The organism is Streptomyces griseosporeus (assembly GCF_014656055.1).
Classification (GTDB): Bacteria; Actinomycetota; Actinomycetes; order Streptomycetales; family Streptomycetaceae; genus Streptomyces; species Streptomyces griseosporeus.
On the sequence record NZ_BNBR01000004.1, the window covers coordinates 424,050 to 442,998 of the forward strand.

Genomic DNA, 18,949 nt, shown 5'->3' on the forward strand with positions numbered 1-18,949 from the left:
GCGTCTACCGGCCGTCGCAGCTGCGGGCAGCCGCTCTTCGACGTAGCAGCGGGCAGTCGTGCCGCTGGGGCGGCACGGGTGGGCGCAGCGGCACCCCGTCGCGCCGGGCTGCGCGACCCACCCCCGGGCAGCCGCAGCGCCGGGTGAGCTAGGTGAAGTGGCTCCGGAGTCGCTCCTGTTCCGCCGCGTCCGTTCGCAAGTGGTCGAGGCCCAGCAGGGCCGCGCCCAGGACCGGGGGCTGGCGGACCACCTGGGGTACGGCCTTCGGGGCCCGGGCTGCCAGCAAGGTGTGGACGCCGTCGTTCAGTTGGGTGTGGCCCGCCGTCAACACCCCGCCTCCCAGCAGTACCGGCGTCTCCTCGGAGAGGAGGTCCAGGCGGCGCAGGGCCACCACCGCCATCGTCACGATCTCGTCCGACAGGCGGTCGACCAGGGAGCGGGCCACGGGGTCACCCGAAGCCGCCGTCGCGAACAGCACCGGCGTCAGCTCGTGACGGCGGGAGAGAGGGACGTGGCCCAGGTGCAGCGCCTCGATCAGGGCGTACATGGACGGGAGGGAGAAATGCGCGGGGAGTGTCTCCGCCAAGGACGTGGGCGCGCCGCGGCCGTCCTCCGCGCGGGCCGCGTGCCACAGCGCCTCCTCCGCCAGGCCCCAGCCGCCGCCCCAGTCGCCGGAGATGCGGCCCAGCGCGGGGAAGCGGGCGGTGCGGCCGTCGGGGCGCATGCCGACGCAGTTGATGCCCGCGCCGCAGACGACGGCCACACCGCGGGGCTCGGCGACGCCCGCCCTGAGGATCGCGAAGGTGTCGTTGCGTACCTCCACCGACTCGCCCCACGCGCGCGCGTGCAGCGCCGCCGCCAGTTGTTCCTCCTCCACCGGCAGGTCCGCGTTGGCCAGGCACGCCGAGACGTGGGTGACGGAGTCGAGGGACGCCGTGTGCAGGGCCTCGGTCACGGGTTCGGCCAGGGTGTCCAGGGCGGTCTGGATCCCTACCGCCGGGGGGCGGAAGCCGCCGCCGCGGGCCGTGGCGAGGACGTCTCCGTCCGTGGTCACCACCGCGACGTCGGTCTTGCTGTTGCCGGCGTCGATGGCGAGGACGCTTCCGGTCAGGCCCACGTAAGGTGCTCCCGGTTGTGTGCGATCAGGCGGTCGGTGAGGGCGTCGGCGTGGTCGTACTGGCCGATCAGGGGGTGGGCGAGCAGGGCGCGGAAGACGCGGTCGCGGCCGCCGTGCAGGGCCGCTTCCAGGGCCAGGTGCTCGTACGCCGTCACGTTGGCGATCAGGCCCGCGAAGAGGGGGTCGGGTTGAGCCGCGGGCAGGGGGGTCGCGCCCGTGCGGCCCACCGCGGACTGGACCTCGATCACCGCGTCGTCCGGGAGGAACGGCAGCGTTCCCCGGTTGAGGGTGTTCACCACCTGGTAGGGGGAACCGGAGCCGCCCAGCAGGGCCGCCGCCAGGTCCACCGCCGCCTCGGAGTAGTAGGCGCCGCCCCGCTTCGCCAGCAGGGCCGGCTTCTCGTCCAGGGTGGGGTCGCCGTACATCTGGAGCAGTTCGCGTTCCATCGCCGCTACTTCCGCCGCTCGGGACGGCTTGGTGCGCAGTTGCCGTACCACCTCGTCGTGCGCGTAGTAGTAGCGCAGGTAGTAGGAGGGGATCGCGTTCAGGCGGTTGAGGAGCGTGCGGGGCAGGTGCAGGTCCGTGGCGATCTGCTCGCCGTGGTCGGACAGGAGTTTGGGCAGGACGTCCTCGCCCTCGGGGCCGCCCAGGCGTACCCCGGTCTCCCAGGTGAGGTGGTTCAGGCCCACGTGGTCCAGGTGGACGTCGGCGGGGGCGACGCCGAGCAGGCCGGCGAACTTGCGCTGGAAGCCGATCGCCACGTTGCACAGGCCGACCGCCTTGTGGCCCGCCTGGAGCAGGGCGCGGGTGACGATGCCGACCGGGTTGGTGAAGTCGATGATCCAGGCGTGCGGGTTGGCGCGGCGGACGCGGTCCGCGATGTCGAGGACCACCGGGACCGTGCGCAGCGCCTTCGCCAGGCCGCCCGCGCCGGTCGTCTCCTGGCCCACGCAGCCGCACTCCAGCGGCCAGGTCTCGTCCTGTTCGCGGGCGGCCTGGCCGCCGACGCGCAGCTGGAGCAGGACCGCGTCCGCGCCGTCCACGCCCGCGTCCAGATCGGTGGTGGTGGTGATCCGGCCGGGGTGCTGCTGTCTGGTGAAGATGCGGCGGGCCAGGCCGCCGACGAGGTCCAGGCGGTCCGTCGCCGGGTCGACGAGGACCAGTTCCTCGATCGGCAGGGTGTCGCGCAGGCGTGCGAAGCCGTCGATGAGTTCGGGGGTGTAGGTCGAGCCTCCGCCGACCACGGTGAGTTTCATGTGTGGTTCAACCCTTCACTCCGGTGAGCGTGACGCCCTCGACGAACGCCTTCTGCGCGAAGAAGAACACGAGGATCACGGGGGCCATGACCAGCACGGTGGCGGCCATGGTGAGGTTCCAGTCGGTGTGGTGCGCGCCCTTGAACGACTCCAGGCCGTAGCTCAGGGTCCAGGCGCCCGGGTTCTCCGAGGCGTAGATCTGCGGGCCGAAGTAGTCGTTCCAGGCGTAGAAGAACTGGAAGAGGGCCACCGCCGCGATGCCCGGCTTCGCCATGGGGAGCACCACTTTCAGCAGGGTGCGTACGTCGCCGCAGCCGTCGACCTTCGCCGCGTCGACGTACTCGTCCGGGATCGTCGTGAGGAACTGGCGCAGCAGGAAGATCGAGAACGCGTCGCCGAGCGCCATGGGGACGATCAGGGGCCACAGGGTCCCCGAGAGGTCCAGTTGCCTCGCCCAGAACAGGTACATGGGGATCACGACGACCTGCGGCGGCAGCATCATCATCGAGATCACCAGCATCAGGGCGAGGTTGCGGCCCCGGAAGCGGAACTTGGCCAGCGCGTAGGCGACGGGGACGGAGGAGACGACCGTAAGGACGGTTCCCAGTCCCGCGTAGAGCAGCGTGTTGCGCCACCAGGTGAGGAAGCCGGGCGTGTCGAAGACCTTCCGGTAGTTGTCCCACTCCCAGGTGTGCGGGATCAGGTCGCGGCTCAGTGCCTGACTGTCGCTCATCAGGGAGGTGAGGAACACGAACACGAACGGCAGGGTGAAGAACAGCGCGGCGGCCACGCCGAGGGAGTGCACCGCGATCCAGTGCAGGACGTTGCGGCGGCGCGCGGCCGTCGCCTCCGGTGCGGGGGTGAGGGTGCGTGCCGGTGTGTCCAGCAGTTGGGTCATCGTCAGTCACCTGCCTGGATGAGACCGCCCCGGCGCCGCATCAGGAGCGCGGTGAACACCATCGACAGGGCGAAGAGGACGAGTGCCACCACGCAGGCGGAGCCGTAGTCGAAGCGCTGGAAGCCGAGGTTGTAGACGAGCTGGGGGAGGGTGAGCGTGGACTTGTCCGGGTAGCCGGGCTCGAACTGGGTGCCGGCGCCCTGGATGACGCCCGAGGCGACCTTTCCCGCGATCAGCGGCTGCGTGTAGTACTGCATCGTCTGGATCACGCCCGTGACGACGGCGAACATGATGATCGGCGAGATCGTGGGGAGCGTGACGTACCGGAAGCGCTGCCAGGACGACGCGCCGTCCAGCTCGGCCGCCTCGTACTGCTCCTTCGGCACGTCGAGCAGCGCCGCCATGAAGATGACCATCAGGTCGCCGATGCCCCACAGGGCGAGCAGGGTGAGGGCCGGCTTGGACCAGGACGGGTCGTTGAACCAGCCGGGGGCCGGGACGCCGATGCGTTCGAGGAGTGAGTTGACCGGGCCCGTGCCGGGGTTGAGCAGGAACGCGAAGGACATCGTCGCCGCGACCGGCGGGGCCAGGTACGGCAGGTAGAACAGGGTGCGGAAGACGCCCGTGCCCGTCTTGATCTTCGTGATCAGCAGGCCCACGCCGAGGCCGAACACCACACGCAGCCCGACCATCACCACGACCAGCCACAGCGTGTTGCGCAGGGCGGGCCAGAAGAGGGGGTAGTGCGCGAAGACGTACGTCCAGTTCTTCGTCCCGCTCCACGTCGGCGCCTGGAAGCCGTCGTAGTGCATGAAGGAGAAGTAGACGGTGGACAGCAGCGGGTAGGCGAAGAAGACCGCGAAGCCGATCAGCCAGGGGGAGAGGAAGGCGAGGGTGCGCAGCGCCGACCTGCGGCGCTTCGAGGCGAGGGTGAGCGCGCTCATCACTTCGCCTGCGCGATGTCCGTGTCGATCTGCGCGGCCGTCCGCGCCAGGCCGGCCTTGAGGTCCTTGGCCTTGCCGCTCTCGTAGGCGTAGCCGAACTCCTGAATCGTCACCAGGTACACGCCGCCGTTGACCGAGGCGGGCGAGGTCGTGGAGTTCGGGTTGGCGGCGATGTCCAGGAACGTCTTGAAGCGCGGGTCGTACGTCAGCTTCGGCGACTTCAGCGCGGCGAGGGTGGAAGGAACGTTGTGGATGGCGTTGGAGAAGCCGACCACCGCGTCCGTGTCGGTGGTCATGTACTTCACCAGTTCCCAGGCCGCGTTCTGCTTCTTGCTGGTCGCGGCGATGCCGGCGATGGTGCCGGTGATGTAGCCCTTGCCGTACTGGTCGGCCTGGTCGTCGGGGACGGGCAGCGGGGCGACGCCGATCTCGAAGCCGGGCTTGGCCTCCTCGGCCATGCCGAGCCGCCACTCGCCGTCGAGCTGCATGGCGACCTGACCGGTGTGGAAGGGGTGCTTGGGCCCCCACTCGTCGCCCAGCTTGGAGCGGAACGTCTCCAGCTTGCGGAAGCCGCCGAGTTCGTCGACGAGCCGCTTCTGCAGGGTGAACGCCTTCTCGAACGCCGGGTCCTTGGCGACGTTCGACTTGCCCTGCGCGTCGAAGTACGTGGGGGAGAACTGTGCGAGGTAGTGCTCGGTGGTCGACTCCCAGCCGTGGTAGTTCGGCATGAAGCCGAGCTGCTTGTAGGAGTCGCCGTCGGTGATCGTGAGCTTCTTGGCGTCGGCCTCGAACTCCGACCAGGTCTTCGGCGGGGTCTTGAGGCCGGCCTTCGCGAAGGCGGTCTTGTTGTAGTAGAGGCCGTAGGCGTCGCCGAGGAGCGGGACGGTGCAGCGGTTGCCCTCGAACTGCGTGTACTCGTTCATCGCCTTCGGGAAGGTCGTGGCCGGGTCGATCCCCGACTTCTCGAAGAAGGGGCCGAGGTCGACCAGCGCGCCGGAGGAGCAGAACTTCCCCACGTTGTTGGTGGTGAAGGAGGAGATCACGTCGGGTGCCTTGCTGCCGCCCGCCCGCAGCGCCTGGTTGATCTTGTCGTCGGTCATGCCGCCGACGACCGTGACGTGGATGTTCGGGTGCGCCTTCTCGAACCCGGCGACCAGCGACTTCACGGCCGCGACCTCGCCCGGCGCGCTCCAGGCGTGCCAGAAGGTGAGGGTCGTCTCCTTCGACGGGTCGTCGGAGGCGCCGGAGCCGGACTGGCCGGTACAGGCGGTGGCGAGGAGCGCGAGGGAGGCGGAGGCGGCGAGCGCCACGGCCGCCTTCCGGGAGACGGCGGGTATGGAACGGGAGTTTTCGGGCATGACGGGGTCTCCCTGGGCAGGGGTGGTGGGTGAGGGAAGGGAAGGAAGCGGTGAGGGGGAGCTACGGGGGTGCGGGTGCCGGGCTCAGCGTGAGGTGTCGAAGACCTCGTCGCGGGTCGCGGCCAGCGCGCTCTCCAGCGCGCCGCGCAGGACGGGCTGTTCGGTCACGTTCCCGACCACCAGCCGGGGCCGGGAGGCGGCCAGTTCCTCCAGCTCGGCCTGGACGAGACCGCGCAGCACCTCGCCGCCCGCGGCCAGGCAGGCGCCGGACAGGACGACGAGTTCGGGATCGAGGACCGACACGAGCGAGGCGAGACCGGTGGCGAGCCGGGTCGCGTACGTCTGCAGCAGCAGCCTGCCCTGGACGGTGTCCTCCTCGGCGGCCCGCCGCAGCAGGGCGGCGGCCACCTCGGCGTACGGCCCCGACGGGATGTCCTTGTAGCCGAGCTGGTGGGCGAGGTCCGGGACGGCCTGCGCACCGGCCAGCTCCTGGTAGCCGCCACTGTTGGCCCGCGTCACCTGCCGGACCAGCGGGGTGCCCGGAACCGGCAGGAAACCCACCTCGCCCGCGCCGCCGGTGAAGCCGCGGTGCAGCCGGCCTCCGAGGACGAGGGCGGCGCCCAGGCCCTCCTGGTTCCACAGCAGCACGAAGTCGTCGTGGCCGCGGGCGGCCCCGAGCCGCTGCTCGGCCACGGCGGCGAGGTTGACGTCGTTCTCGTACTCCACCGGCATCGGCAGGGCGGCCGCCAGTTCGTCCAGCAGCGTGGGGGAGTGCCAGCCGGGCAGGTGGGAGGCGTAGCGCAGGCGGCCGGTGCCCGGGTCGAAGGCGCCCGGGGTGCCGATGACGAGCCGGTGGACGTCGTCCCGGGCCAGGCCCGCCGCCTTCACGGCACCGTCGAGGGCGTCGGTGACCTGCTGCACCACGGGCTGCGCCGGACGCCGGCCGGGGGTGGGCAGTTCGTACGAGCCGACCGTGCGGCCGGTGATGTCGGCGACGGCGGCGCGGATGCGCTGCGGGGTGACGTCGAGGCCGGCGGCGTGTGCGGCGGCCGGGTTGACCTCATACAGCTGGGCATTGGGGCCGGGGCGGCCCTCGCTGGTGCCGCTCGCGAGGACCAGGCCGGCCGCCTCCAGCCGGGCCAGCAGCTGCGAGGCCGTCGGCTTCGACAGGCCGGTCAGCTTGCCGATCCGGGTCCGCGACAGCGGGCCGTGCTCCAGCAGCAGGTCCAGCGCGGCCCGGTCGTTCATGGCGCGCAGCACGCGCGGCGTACCCGGCGTACCCGCGGTTCCTGCCATGGCGTCGACACCTGCCCTTCCAGCGGCCCAGCTTCCCAGTGACCTGGGACGACTGTCCACTCGCCGTCTCCCCGCACGTCACTGTTAGGAAAGTTTCCTATCGGGTGGCAGGAACGTATGCCCGCCGGGAAGGAGGCGTCAAGACGGAACGCCCCCGCGGCAACGGAGTCGTTACCTGCGGGGGCGTCCGGTGAAGCGGGGCCGGCGTGCCGGGGAGCGGTTACTTCGGCGCGGGCGCCTGCGGGGTCAGCGGCGTCGCCGCCTCGGCCTGCGGGGAGGCGCTGTTGGCCAGGACGGACGGGGCCGCGACCACGGCCGTCGGATCGGGGGCGTCGTCCTCCGCGGGGGCCGTGGCCCCGCCGACGATACGGATGTCGGCCGCGTCGAAGGCCCGCTTGATCCGCCAGCGCAGCTCGCGCTCGACGGCCAGCGACTTGCCGGGCATCGTCCGGGCCGAGACCCGCACCACCATGGAGTCGAGCAGCACGCTGTCCAGGCCGAGCACCTCGATCGGGCTCCACAGCAGCTCGTTCCAGGGCTCTTCCTTGCCCATCTTCTCGGCGACCTCGTCGAGCGTGGCCTTCAGCCGGTCCAGGTCCTCCGAGGCCTTCACGGTCACGTCGACCCCGGCCGTCGCCCAGCCCTGGGAGAGGTTGCCGATGCGCTTGACCTCGCCGTTGCGGACGTACCAGATCTCGCCGTTGTCGCCGCGCAGCTTCGTCACCCGCAGGCCGACCTCGATCACCTCGCCGCAGGCCACGCCCGCGTCGATCGTGTCGCCGACGCCGTACTGGTCCTCAAGGATCATGAACACGCCGGACAGGAAGTCCGTGACGAGGTTCCGGGCGCCGAAACCGATCGCCACGCCCGCGACACCGGCGGAGGCCAGCAGCGGGGCCAGGTTGATCTGGAAGGCGGACAGCACCATCAGGGCTGCCGTGCCGAGGATCACGAACGACGCCACCGACCGCAGCACCGAGCCGATCGCCTGCGACCGCTGCCGGCGCCGCTCGGCGTTGACCAGCAGCCCGCCGAGCGCGGTGCCGTCGACCGCCTGCACGGTGCGGTTCATGCGGTCTATCAGCTTGGTGATCGCCCGCAGCACCACCTTGCGCAGCACCGCCGCGATCACCAGGATCAGCAGCACCTTCAGCCCGATCGCCAGCCAGGTCGACCAGTTCTCCTCGACCCAGCTGGCCGCGTGCGTCGCGCTCTCCTGGGCGTCTTGGAGCGAGGGCACCGCGGGCGCCGTCGACGAGGACGGGGACGGCGACGGACCGGCGGCCGCGAACACGGCGGACGACACGGGCAAGGACACGGCAGGTACCTCCAGGTGCAGCACTGCTGCCCGGGCCGGTGCGGCGGTCAGGTCACGGAAAGGTCACCGGGCGGGCAGAACCACCACACTAACGGGGCATCGTGTGTGTGCCGGGCATAAGTGTGAAGGAGCTACGGCCCCCGTCCGGGCCGCCATCCACCGCATGAACTGGAGGGATGAACCCACGGCGATCCGGGGGATGAATCAGGTGTGGTCGAAAACACTCCCAGCCCGTTACCGGGACATGGTGGCGCGTCCACCAGGCATGAGGGGAGACTGACTACGGATCGTCCCGGCGCGAGCCACGCGCCGCCGGCGTACAAGGAGGCATCCGTGCCGCATGTCCTGGTCCTCAACGCGTCGTACGAGCCCCTCGGCGTCGTACCGCTCCGCCGCGCGCTCATCCTCGTCCTGGAGAACAAGGCCGTCTGCCTTGAGGAGTCCGGCGCCTTTCTGCACAGCGCAACCGTCACAGTCCCCGCACCCAGCGTGGTCCGGCTCAAGCGATTCGTGCGGGTTCCCTACCGGGGGCCCGTTCCTCTGACACGGCGCGCGCTCTTCGCGCGCGACGGCGGCCGGTGCATGTACTGCGGTGGCGTCGCAACCAGCGTCGACCACGTCATCCCGCGCTCGCGCGGGGGCAAGCACGTCTGGGACAACGTGGTGGCCTCCTGCCGCCGCTGCAACCACGTCAAGGCCGACCGGCACCTGGTGGAACTGGGCTGGCGGCTGCGGCACAAACCCGCCCCGCCCACCGGGCTGGCCTGGCGCATCATCGGGACCGGCCACAGGGACCCGCGCTGGCTGCCCTATCTGCAGCCCTACGGCGCGGACGACGCCCTGGCCCGGATCGACGGCATCTCCGCCTGACGATCCGGGCCTTCGCGTCCCGGCGCGCCCGGGCACGTCGACCGGCCCCGGGGGACCCCTGTGCCCCCGGGACCGACGTCACGCGCCCGGCGGGCGCCCGCGCACGTCGGCCCCCGGCCCGCGCACGGCCTCTGCGCCCGGGCGCCCCCCCCGGCGCCGCCGTACCCACGCCGTGTGGCCCATGCCGCCGTGCCCCCGCCGCCGGCCCCGCCCCGTCAGGCGTACCGCAGCTCCCCCGGCCGCACCGACCGGCGCAGCAGCGGCAGCGAGGTCGCCGCGGCCAGCAGGCAGCAGGCGTACACCCCGAGCGGCACCAGCAGCGCCGCCCACGGCACCGAGCGGCTGCCGCCGTCGTCGGTGAGCCAGGTGTACCCGGTGCCGATCGCCATGCCGCCGAGCCCGGCGAGCAGCACCGCGGGCGCCAGCGGCAGCGCCGTCTCCAGCAGCAGGGCCCGGCCCAGCACCCGCTGCGGCACCCCGGCCGCGACCTGCGCGGCCAGGCCCCGGCGGCGGGTGGCCAGGGACTCGGCCGTGCCGACGGCGAGGGCGAACAGCACGATCAGCAGGGCGGCGCCGATGGCGGCGGCGGTCAGGTCGAGGCCGGTCGTGTAGTAGTCCATGTTCTCGGCGAGGTACTTGTCGCCGCGCAGCACCTCCAGCATCACCTGCCGTACCCCGACGAACCCGGTGCCGACCACCGTCACCAGCAGCACCGCCGCATGGGTGCGCGCCGCCGCCCACGGGTCGCCGGCCAGCCGTTCCGCCGCGATCAGCACCGCCGGGTCGCCGGTGCGCGCGGCCAGCAGCCGGCCGGTCAGCCGGGCGGTGGCACCCACCAGCCAGACCGCCGCCGTACCCGCCACCACCACGGCACCGAGGACGATCACCGGCCCCTCCAGGCCGCCCGGACGCGGACCCTGGGCGGTCCGGGCGACCGCGGCCACCGCCACCGCCGCGAACAGCACCGCCGTCAGCAGCAGCCACGGGCCCGGACGGCTGTGCCGCCGCTCCCGGCGCACCCAGCCCAGCGGCGAGGCCACCACGCGCCGCAGCGCCACCGCGCCCGCCACCGCGCCCAGTACCGGCACCCCGGCGGCGACCACGGTGAGGCCCGCCCACGCGAAGGCGTTCGGCCGCGTCCACACCCCCAGCAGCACCGGTACGGCGACGGCCGTGGCGAGCGCCGAGCCCAGCAGGCAGGCCAGCCCCGTCTCCAGGGCGGCGATCCGCCGCACCTGCCAGGGCGTCGCGCCCGCTAGACGCAGCCCCGCCAGCCGCCGGTCGCGGTGCACGGCCCCGATCCGGGCGCACTGCCCGACGAAGCCGAGCACCGGGATCAGCAGGAGCAGCAGGGAGACGATCACGCCCGCCCGGGTGCCCGGCTGGTCCAGCAGTCCCGCGCCCAGCGAGACGTCGTACCCGCCGCGCAGCGCGCCCAGCGTCACCGCCGTCTGCGCGCAGCCCGTCGCCAGCGCCGCGCCCGCCGCGGTGAGCCCCGCCCGCCACCACTCGCGCCGGTCCGAGCCCCGGCTCAGCGCCCAGGCCAGCCGCAGATCCGTACCGAGCCTCACGCGGTCGCCGCCGGCGCGATCAGCGGCACCGCCGCGCCCGACGCGCGTGCCGTGCGCACCAACGCCGTCACCGGGCCTCATGCCGTCACCTCCAGCGGGGTCACGGTCCCGTCGGCCATCCGCACCTCGCGGTCCGCGTACGCCGCCGTCTGCGCGTCGTGCGTGACCAGCAGCACCGCCGCGCCCGACTCGCGGGCCGCGCGCGCCAGCGCCGTCATCACCTGCTCGCTCGCCAGCGAGTCCAGCGCCCCCGTCGGCTCGTCCGCGAACACCACCCGCGGCCCGGTCACCAGCGCCCGCGCCAGCGCCACCCGCTGGGCCTGGCCGCCGCTCAGCTCACCCGGCCGCAGCTCCTCCTGCCCGCGCACCCCGAACCGCTCCAGCCACTCCGCGGCCCGCGCCCCGGCCTGCGCCCGCCCGAGACCGCCGAGCAGCAGCGGCAGCGCCACGTTGTCCCGGACCGTCAGCTCCGGGATCAGCTGCCCGAACTGGAAGACGACGCCGAAATCGGTGCGGCGCAGCTCGCCGAGCCGCCGCTCCGGCTGCTCCGCCAGCCGCTCACCGGCGTACGACACCGTGCCCTCGTCCGGCCGGACGATCCCGGCCAGGCAGTGCAGCAGCGTCGACTTGCCGCTGCCGCTCGGCCCGGTCACCGCGAGGATCTCCCCCGCGCGCAGGTCGATGCCGGCGCCGCGCAGGGCGGGGGTACGGCCGTAGGCCTTGGTCAGGCCCCGTGCCGACAGGAGCGGCACCGCCGCGTCCTCGTGCTTGCTCATGCTGCGTCGACCTCCGCGGTCAGATGGGTGAGCCGGGCCGCCGTGGTCGTCATCCAGCGGAGGTCGGCGTCGAGGTGGGTCAGGGCGTAGTCGGCCGAGAGGACCGTCGCGAGGTCCGCGCCGGGCGCGGTCTTCACGGCCGTCAGCTCGCGCATGCGTGCCATGTGCGCGGCCCGCTGCGCCCGCAGGTAGGCCGCCGGGTCGCCGCCGGAGAGGATCGCGACGACGACCTTGGCGAAGATCTCGTTGGTGACGAAGGGCGCGGGCGGCGCGATCCCGGCCGCCCAGCGGGCCAGCTCCGCCGAACCGTCGGGGGTCGCGCGGTACAGCGTCCGCTCCGGGCCGCCGTCGGCGTCGGTGCCGTCGATCTCGGCGAGGCCGTCGCGGACCAGGCGCTGGAGGGTCGTGTAGACCTGGCCGTAGGCCAGCGGGCGGGCCTGCGGGAAGCGTTCGTCGTGGCGTCGCTTGAGGTCGTAGCCATGGCTCGGCCCGGAAGCGAGCAGCCCCAGCAGGATGTGGCGGGTGCTCATGAAGATCAGTATCTACTGAAGATATGTACTGAGTGAATAGCCGGACGCGAAAAACCCGGCCACGCGCATCCGCGGGCCGGGTCTTACGGCAAGGGGACGGTGACGACCGGCGTCAGGCGCGGGCCTTCGGCCTCGTCACACGCGTCTTCGACCGGTCCAGGACCATGACCAGGCCCGCGATGACCGCGAAGATCACCAGCGGGGCGAAGACGTACAGGCCCAGCGTCTCCCCGACACTGAGGCCCTTCCCGGGGTCGTCGCCGTCGTCGCGGGTCAGCGCGAGCGCGGGGGACGACATGAGCAGCATCATCAGCGTCGTACCGGCGGCCAGGGCGCCGGCGCGCAGGGCGTTCTTCTTGTCCACAGTGCAAAAGTAGCGAACGGCGGAACGGGCCGCGCGCCCGGGGTGCCGTACGAGCCGTCCCCGCACTAGCCGCCGCCCCGCAGCACCTCGAGGAGTGCCCGCAGCCGGGGCGACGCCGTCAGCTCCTCCAGGGTGACCGGGCGGCCCTCCGCGTCGGCGATCGGCAGCCGCCAGTTCGGGTACTGGTCCCAGGTCCCCGGCAGATTCTGCGGACGCCGGTCGCCGACCCCGTCCGGCAGCCAGACGCCCACCAGCCGGGCCGGGGTGCGCAGCAGGAAGCGGTGCACGGCCTGCACCTCCGCCTCCTCCGAGGGGACGCCGATGCCGCCGCCCGCCGGCTCCAGCAGGCCCAGCCGGGCCAGCAGCGCCAGCCACTCCCCGGTGTCCGCCGCGGCCTCCGCACGCTCCGTCTCCAGCGGCCGGGTCAGCAGGCCCAGCCGGTCGCGCAGCTCCACGTGCTCCCCGCTCAGCCGTGCCGCCGTGGACGGCAGGTCGTGCGTGGTGGCCGTCGCCAGACAGTCCGCCCGCCACCGCTCCGGCGGCAGGGGCTGCCCGTCGCCCTCCCAGTCCCGCTCGAACCACAGCACCGACGTGCCCAGCACCCCGCGTTCGCGCAGCGCCTCCCGCACCCCCGGCTCCACGGTGCCCAGGTCCTCGCCGATCACCACCGCCCCGGCCCGCGACGCCTCCAGCACCAGTACCGCGAGCATCGCCTCCGCGTCGTAGCGCACATACGCGCCCTGCGTCGGCGGCTCGCCCTGCGGCACCCACCACAGCCGGAACAGGCCCATCACATGGTCGATGCGCAGGGCGCCCGCGTACCGGAACAGCCCCCGCAGCAGCAGCCGGTACGGCGCGTAGCCCGACGCGGCCAGCCGGTCCGGGCGCCACGGCGGCAGCCCCCAGTCCTGCCCGCGCGCGTTGAACGCGTCCGGAGGCGCCCCGACCGACATGCCCGACGCGAAGAAGTCCTGCTGCGCCCAGGTGTCCGCGCCCTCGGGATGCACCCCGACCGCCAGGTCGTGGACGACCCCCACCGGCATCCCCGCCTCGCGCGCCGCCCGCTGCGCGGCGGTCAGCTGCGTGTCCGTCAGCCACGCCAGCCAGCAGTGGAAGTCGATACGGTCCGCCAGCTCGGCACGGGCCCGCACGGTGCCTTCCGAACGCGGGTCGCGCAGCTCCGGTGGCCACCGGCGCCAGTCCGCGCCGTGCACCTCCGCCAGCGCGCACCACGTGGCGTGGTCCTGCAGTGCCTGGCCCTGCCCGGCGAGGAAGTCGGCGTACGCCGCCCGCCGGCCCGGTCCGAGCGGCACCCGGCGCACCAGCTCCAGCGCCTCCCGCTTCAGCTCCCACACCGCGTCCCGGTCGATCAGCGCGCCCTTGTCCAGCACGGCCGCGCGCAGCCGCCCGGCCCGCTCCAGCAGCGCCGCGACCCGCTCCCGGTCCTCGACGTACGCGAACTCCGGCACGTCCTCCACCCGCAGATGCACCGGGTCGGGGAACCGGCGGGAGGAGGGCCGGTACGGGGACGGGTCGGTGGGCGCGCCCGGCACGGCCGCGTGCAACGGGTTGACCTGCACGAACCCCGCGCCCAGCGTCCGGCCCGCCCAGGCGGCCAGCTCACCGAGGTCACCCAGGTCGCCCATGCCCCAGGAACGCCGGGACAGCAGCGAGTACAGCTGCACCAGCAGCCCGTACGACCGTCCCGGCGGCGCCGGCAGCCGTGGCGGGGCCACCACCAGGTGGGCCTCGGCGGTGCGGCCGTCGGGCGCCGTGGCGGTCAGCCGGTGCACGCCGGGCGGCAGCCGGTCGACGGTGGAGCGGGCGCCCTGCTCGGTCTCGATGTGCCAGGACGCGCCCTGCTCGGCGTCGGTCTGCTCGGCCTCGATCTGCCAGGACGCGGCGCGCTCGGCGTCGAAGTGCCAGGTCTCGCCCTGCTCGGTCGCGATGCGCAGGGAGGTGCCCGGGGGCAGTGCGGTCAGGGCTCGCGGGGCGCTGCCGCTCCAGCAGACCACCGTCGGTGGCAGCAGCCGCTCGCGCAGTTCCCGCTCCCGCGCCTCCCGGGCGGCCCGGGTCGCCTCGGGGGTGCTCGCGTCGACGCCGAGCGCGGCCAGGACGCGGACCAGCGCGGCGGCGGAGGCGTGCTCCTCGCGGTCGGGTGAGGGGCGGTAGGACGGGGCGACGCCGTGCAGCTCGGCGAGCCGGGTCAGGTCCGCGCCGGGCGCGGCGTCGGGCGGCGGGACGGGAGCTGCCATCTACGGCCTCGGGTAGGTGGGGTCCGCTCCGGCGTCGGACTCGCTGGTCAGCGGCGCGGCGTCGGCCATCGGGGGTTCGCTGGTCAGGGGCTCGGCATCGGGCAGCGGCGGTTCGCTGGTCAGCGGGGTCTCGGCGCAGGCGCTCTCGGCGCTGAAGACGCAGAAGGGGGCGGGGTCGCGGTCGGCGACGGGGTCCGGCTGTGCGGGGATCCCCGGCGCCGAGCCGGGTTTGGACAGGGCCGAGAGCAGGAGATGTGCCGATGCGGCCACGGGGGCCTCCTTGTCGCGTGTGCCGGGTGCGGCGTCGTACGGGTTACGGCAGGCCTACCCAGCGGGCGCGACGGCAGACGTGCGGGGTGGAACTGGGTGCGTCGCGTCACCGGTCATATGCGTGCATGTTCCAGCAGATTCTGACATACGGGATGTTGCGCGCAGGGCTTACGCGCCCCCTCCGCGCCTCTTCCCGCCCCGCCCCTCCGCGCCTGTTCCCGCCCCCGCCCCTCAGCCCTCCGGCCACGCGCTGTGCGGGGCCGTCAGGTAGCGCTGGAGCGTGGGGCCCAGCCAGGCCACCAGTTCGTCGCGGGTCAGCGCCGTGACCGGCGGCATGCGCAGCACGTAGCGGGTGAGGGCGAGGCCCAGCATCTGGGTCGCGGCGAGCGCGGCACGGGCCGGCACCTGCTCGGGGTCGGGGCAGGCGGCGCGGGCGACGGGCAGCATCTGGTCGCGGAAGACGTCCTGCATGCGCTCGGCCCCGGCGGCGTTGGTCGTGCCGACCCGGAGCAGCGCGGTGAGCTGCTCGTTCTCCTCCCAGAGGGTGAGGAAGTGGGCCACGAGCGTGGCGCCGATCCGGTCGCGGGGCACCGCGGGCAGCTCGGACATCCTCAGGTCGATGGAGACGGCCGCGGCGAAGAGGCCCTCCTTGTTGCCGTAGTAGCGCATCACCATCGACGGGTCGATGCCGGCGTCCTTGGCGATGGCGCGGATGGTGGCGCGCTCGTACCCGTCGGTGGCGAAGCGCTCGCGGGCGGCGTCGAGGATCGCGGCGCGGGTGGCCTCGGAGCGGCGGGCCGTGGGGGTGGTGGCGCGGGTGGTGCCGGTGCCGGCGGCGCGGGCCGTGGGGGTCGTCTTGCTGTCGGGCATGTCAACGACTGTAGGTCAACATGTGTTGGCCAACAAGCGTTGACATCACTGCGCGACTGGCCCTACGTTGGTCAACGAGCGTTGGCCAACAGGTGTTGGCCAACAACCGCTGGCACAGGAGGCCAAGATGAACGGCACCACCGGCACCACGCACACGGGCACCACCGACGGCACCCCCGGCACCGTCCGCAACGTCATCGTCGTCGGCTCCGGCCCCACCGGCCTCCTCCTGGCCGGCGACCTCGCCACCGCCGGCATCCCGGTCACCGTCGTCGAGAAGCGCCCGCACAAGATCAGCAACCTCTCCCGCGCCTTCGTCCTGCACGCTCGCACCCTGGAGCAGCTCGACGCCCGCGGCCTCGCCGACGGCATCGAGGACGCCGGCCGCCCCCTGGACCGCCTGCGCCTCTTCGGCCGGCTCACCGTCGCGCTCGACACCCTCCCCTCCCGCTTCAACCACCTCCTCGTCATCCCGCAGTACGAGGTGGAGAAGGCACTGGAGCGGCGCGCCCTGGAGGCCGGGGTCGACTTCCGGCACGAGACCGAGGTGACCGGCCTCGCCCAGGACGCGGACGGCGTGACGCTGCGGGTCCGCACGGCCGCCGGCGAGGAGGAGCTGCGGGCCGCGTACGTCGTCGGCACCGACGGCATGCGCAGCGCCGTACGGGACGCGATCGGGCTGCCCTTCCCCGGGCACTCGGCGATCCGTTCCGTGGTGCTGGCGGACGTACGGCTGGCGGAGGAGCCGGCGAACCTGCTCACCGTCAACGCGGTGGGCGACGCCTTCGCCTTCCTCGCCCCGTTCGGCGACGGCTACTACCGCGTCATCGGCTGGCACCGCGGCCGCAACGTCCCCGACAGCGAGCCCCTCGACCTGGAGGAGATCAAGGAGATCACCCGGCTCGCCCTCGGCCGCGACTACGGCATGCACGACGCCCGCTGGATGTCGCGCTTCCACAGCGACGAACGCCAGGCCCCCGCGTACCGCGTCGGCCGCGTCTTCCTGGCCGGCGACGCCGCGCACGTGCACACCCCGGCCGGCGGCCAGGGCATGAACACCGGCCTGCAGGACGCGGCCAACCTCGGCTGGAAGCTCGCCCAGGTGCTGCACGGCCACGCCTCCGGCGCGCTGCTCGACACCTACGAGGCCGAGCGGCACCCGGTCGGCAGGTCGGTGCTGCGCAGCAGCGGCGGCATCGTCCGCATGGCGATGGCCAAGCGCCCCTGGACGCTCGCCCTGCGTGCCGCGCTGACCACCTTCCTCAACAACGCGGCGCCCGCCCGCCGCAAGGTGGTCGGCCAGCTCACCGGCATCGGCTACCGCTACCCGGCCCCGCGCGGCGCCCACCGCCTGACCGGCGCCCGCGTCCCCGACGTCGCCCTCGCCGGCGGCGGCCGCCTCTACGAGGCCCTGCGCGGCGGCCGTTTCGTCCTGATCACCCCGGAGCCGTACGAGGCCGAGCCCGCCCGCAAGGACCGTCTGACCGCCGCCCAGTGGGCCGGCGCCCGCCGCACCACCCTCCTGGTCCGCCCCGACGGCTACACGGCCTGGGCGTCGGACGACGCGACCCCGGCGGACATCGAGACGGCCCTGGCGGCCCACGTGGGCTGAGCGGCCCCGGCCGCACCCGCCCCGGCCGCGAGCCCGCCGCAGCGAGACGCGGATCACATCGGCGCCCGTGTCACAGGGGCGCCGGCTGTCTCGTCCCGTGGATGTAGCCACCCGGCGACCACGACCACACGGAGGGACCCACGATGGACGCCCGACTCGACCTCTTCGCCACCGAGACGGCCGGCAAGGCCTTCAAGCACTTCATGGGCGTCGGCAGGACGCTCAAGGGCTCGTCGCTGCCGGCCGCCACGCAGGAGCTGGTGGCGCTGCGGGTGAGCCAGATCAACGGCTGTGCCGTGTGCATCGACATGCACACCAAGGACGCCCTCGCGGCCGGCGAGTCGTCGGTGCGGCTGCACCTGGTGGCGGCCTGGCGGGAGGCCACCGTCTTCACCGAGGCCGAGCGGGCGGCGCTGGAGCTGGCCGAGCAGGGCACCCGGATCGGCGACGGGGCCGGCGGGGTCGACGACGCGCTCTGGGCGCGGGTCGCCGAGCACTACGACCAGGAGCAGCTGGCCGCGCTGGTGATGCTGGTGTCGTTCATGAACACGGTGAACCGGCTGAACATCATCACGCGGCAGCCCTGCGCCGGGGACTACGTGGCCGGCCAGTTCCACTGAGCCGGGCGCGGCCGGTGCCCCGGGTCGGGCATAGTGCTCCGGGCCGGGCACCCGCCGGCCGCGGGCGGAACGAGGGGGAGCAAGACGTGAGCAAGGTCGAGGAGTTCGAGGAGCTGCGGCCGCTGCTGTTCTCGATCGCCTACCGCATTCTCGGCAGCGTGAGCGAGGCCGAGGACGCGGTGCAGGAGACCTGGCTGCGCTACGACCTCTCCGGGACCCGGCCCGCCTCCACCAAGTCCTTCCTGTCGGCCACCGTCACCCGCATCGCGATCGACGTGCTGCGCTCCGCGCGGGTGCGGCGGGAGGAGTACACCGGGACCTGGCTGCCCGAGCCGCTGCTCGGCGACCCCTACCAGGACCCGGCGCGCTCCGCCGAGCTGGCCGACTCGGTGTCGATGGCGGCGCTGCTGCTCCTGGAGCGGCTCAGCCCGCTGGAGCGTGCCGTGTTCGTGCTGCGGGACGTGTTCGCGTTCGGGTTCGACGAGGTCGCCGCGGCGGTGGGCCGGTCGGAGGCGGCGTGCCGGCAGCTGCTGGTGCGGGCCCGGCGGCACATGCGGGAGGGGCGGCCGCGGTTCGCGGCGGACGAGCGGGAGCGCACCGAGCTGGCCGGGCGGTTCTTCGACGCGCTGAAGAACGGCGACGTGGCCGCACTGCGCGGCGTGCTGTCCGCCGATGTCGAACTGGTCGGCGACGGCGGCGGAAAGGCGCCGCAGCTGGCCCGGGCGGTCGTCGGCGCCGAGGGTGTGGCGCGGCTGCTCGCGGCGGTGTACCCGCTGATGGCCCGTATCGACGTGACGTTCGAGCCGCGGGAGGTCAACGGCGGTCCGGGCGCCGTCTTCCGCGACCGGGACGGCAGGGTGCTGCACGTCCTGGCGCTGGACGTGGCCGACGGGCGGATCCGCGCCGTCCGCTCGGTGCTCAACCCCGACAAGCTCGCCCACCTCGGCCCGGTCGCCGACGCCTGGGCCGTCGACGCCGAGCTGAAGCGGGTCCGGCGCGGTCTCGGCTGACGTACGGCGTGGTC

The 18,949-nt window shown here is 73.4% G+C and carries 18 protein-coding genes; 4 read left to right on the forward strand and 14 right to left on the reverse strand.

Annotation, left to right across the window (positions count from 1 at the left end; translation table 11 throughout):
- Positions 1 to 148 precede the first annotated feature (148 nt).
- From IE308_RS20910 to IE308_RS20940, 7 genes are all read right to left on the reverse strand, one after another.
- The gene (locus tag IE308_RS20910; RefSeq protein WP_190219099.1) at positions 149 to 1,117 is read right to left on the reverse strand and encodes an N-acetylglucosamine kinase; all 969 of its coding nucleotides are present in this window, start codon (positions 1,115 to 1,117) and stop codon (positions 149 to 151) included.
- Entirely contained in the window at positions 1,108 to 2,373 is a 1,266-nt protein-coding gene (locus IE308_RS20915) for a 6-phospho-beta-glucosidase (RefSeq protein WP_190219100.1), read from the reverse strand. Before IE308_RS20915 ends, IE308_RS20910 begins: the two co-directional genes overlap by 10 nt.
- A 7-nt stretch (positions 2,374 to 2,380) precedes the next feature.
- On the reverse strand, positions 2,381 to 3,271 hold the full coding sequence (locus IE308_RS20920; RefSeq protein WP_190219101.1) for a carbohydrate ABC transporter permease: 891 nt from the start codon (positions 3,269 to 3,271) through the stop codon (positions 2,381 to 2,383).
- Between the two features lie 2 nt (positions 3,272 to 3,273).
- Positions 3,274 to 4,215, reverse strand: coding sequence for a carbohydrate ABC transporter permease (locus IE308_RS20925; protein WP_190219102.1), 942 nt, complete (start codon positions 4,213 to 4,215; stop codon positions 3,274 to 3,276).
- Positions 4,215 to 5,573 (reverse strand): ABC transporter substrate-binding protein, encoded by a 1,359-nt coding sequence (locus IE308_RS20930; protein WP_190219103.1) that lies wholly within the window; start codon positions 5,571 to 5,573, stop codon positions 4,215 to 4,217. Before IE308_RS20930 ends, IE308_RS20925 begins: the two co-directional genes overlap by 1 nt.
- Before the next feature lie 84 nt (positions 5,574 to 5,657).
- A complete protein-coding gene (locus IE308_RS20935) occupies positions 5,658 to 6,869 on the reverse strand; it encodes an ROK family transcriptional regulator (protein WP_190219104.1) in 1,212 nt (403 codons plus the stop codon).
- A 220-nt stretch (positions 6,870 to 7,089) separates the two neighbouring features.
- A complete protein-coding gene (locus IE308_RS20940) occupies positions 7,090 to 8,187 on the reverse strand; it encodes a mechanosensitive ion channel family protein (protein WP_190219105.1) in 1,098 nt (365 codons plus the stop codon).
- 333 nt (positions 8,188 to 8,520) lie between these two features.
- Between IE308_RS20940 and IE308_RS20945 the strand changes: the two genes are divergently transcribed.
- Positions 8,521 to 9,057: an HNH endonuclease gene (locus IE308_RS20945; RefSeq protein ID WP_110628217.1), complete on the forward strand. Its 537-nt coding sequence runs from the start codon at positions 8,521 to 8,523 to the stop codon at positions 9,055 to 9,057.
- A gap of 215 nt (positions 9,058 to 9,272) precedes the next feature.
- Here the strand turns inward: IE308_RS20945 and IE308_RS20950 are convergent, their stop codons facing one another.
- The 7 genes from IE308_RS20950 to IE308_RS20980 all read right to left on the reverse strand — a co-directional run bounded on the left by IE308_RS20950 (position 9,273) and on the right by IE308_RS20980 (position 15,693).
- Complete coding sequence (locus IE308_RS20950; RefSeq protein ID WP_190219106.1) at positions 9,273 to 10,628, reverse strand: FtsX-like permease family protein; 1,356 nt, start codon at positions 10,626 to 10,628, stop codon at positions 9,273 to 9,275.
- A 77-nt stretch (positions 10,629 to 10,705) separates the two neighbouring features.
- Positions 10,706 to 11,404: an ABC transporter ATP-binding protein gene (locus tag IE308_RS20955; RefSeq protein ID WP_190219107.1), complete on the reverse strand. Its 699-nt coding sequence runs from the start codon at positions 11,402 to 11,404 to the stop codon at positions 10,706 to 10,708.
- The gene (locus tag IE308_RS20960; RefSeq protein ID WP_110628214.1) at positions 11,401 to 11,934 is read right to left on the reverse strand and encodes a PadR family transcriptional regulator; all 534 of its coding nucleotides are present in this window, start codon (positions 11,932 to 11,934) and stop codon (positions 11,401 to 11,403) included. The genes IE308_RS20955 and IE308_RS20960 overlap by 4 nt, the downstream gene beginning before the upstream one ends.
- A gap of 112 nt (positions 11,935 to 12,046) precedes the next feature.
- On the reverse strand, positions 12,047 to 12,298 hold the full coding sequence (locus IE308_RS20965) for a hypothetical protein (RefSeq protein WP_110628213.1): 252 nt from the start codon (positions 12,296 to 12,298) through the stop codon (positions 12,047 to 12,049).
- A gap of 65 nt (positions 12,299 to 12,363) precedes the next feature.
- Positions 12,364 to 14,553, reverse strand: coding sequence for a 4-alpha-glucanotransferase (gene malQ / locus IE308_RS20970; protein ID WP_190219108.1), 2,190 nt, complete (start codon positions 14,551 to 14,553; stop codon positions 12,364 to 12,366).
- Entirely contained in the window at positions 14,554 to 14,823 is a 270-nt protein-coding gene (locus tag IE308_RS20975; RefSeq protein ID WP_110628211.1) for a hypothetical protein, read from the reverse strand.
- Between the two features lie 231 nt (positions 14,824 to 15,054).
- On the reverse strand, positions 15,055 to 15,693 hold the full coding sequence (locus IE308_RS20980; RefSeq protein WP_190219109.1) for a TetR/AcrR family transcriptional regulator: 639 nt from the start codon (positions 15,691 to 15,693) through the stop codon (positions 15,055 to 15,057).
- A gap of 127 nt (positions 15,694 to 15,820) precedes the next feature.
- Between IE308_RS20980 and IE308_RS20985 the strand changes: the two genes are divergently transcribed.
- The 3 genes from IE308_RS20985 (at position 15,821) to IE308_RS20995 (ending at position 18,935) form a co-directional block, all read left to right on the forward strand.
- Positions 15,821 to 17,305 (forward strand): FAD-dependent monooxygenase, encoded by a 1,485-nt coding sequence (locus IE308_RS20985; protein WP_190219110.1) that lies wholly within the window; start codon positions 15,821 to 15,823, stop codon positions 17,303 to 17,305.
- 143 nt (positions 17,306 to 17,448) lie between these two features.
- Entirely contained in the window at positions 17,449 to 17,925 is a 477-nt protein-coding gene (locus IE308_RS20990) for a carboxymuconolactone decarboxylase family protein (RefSeq protein ID WP_190219111.1), read from the forward strand.
- Positions 17,926 to 18,011: 86 nt separating this feature from the next.
- A complete protein-coding gene (locus tag IE308_RS20995; RefSeq protein WP_190219112.1) occupies positions 18,012 to 18,935 on the forward strand; it encodes an RNA polymerase sigma-70 factor in 924 nt (307 codons plus the stop codon).
- The last annotated feature ends 14 nt before the right edge of the window (positions 18,936 to 18,949 follow it).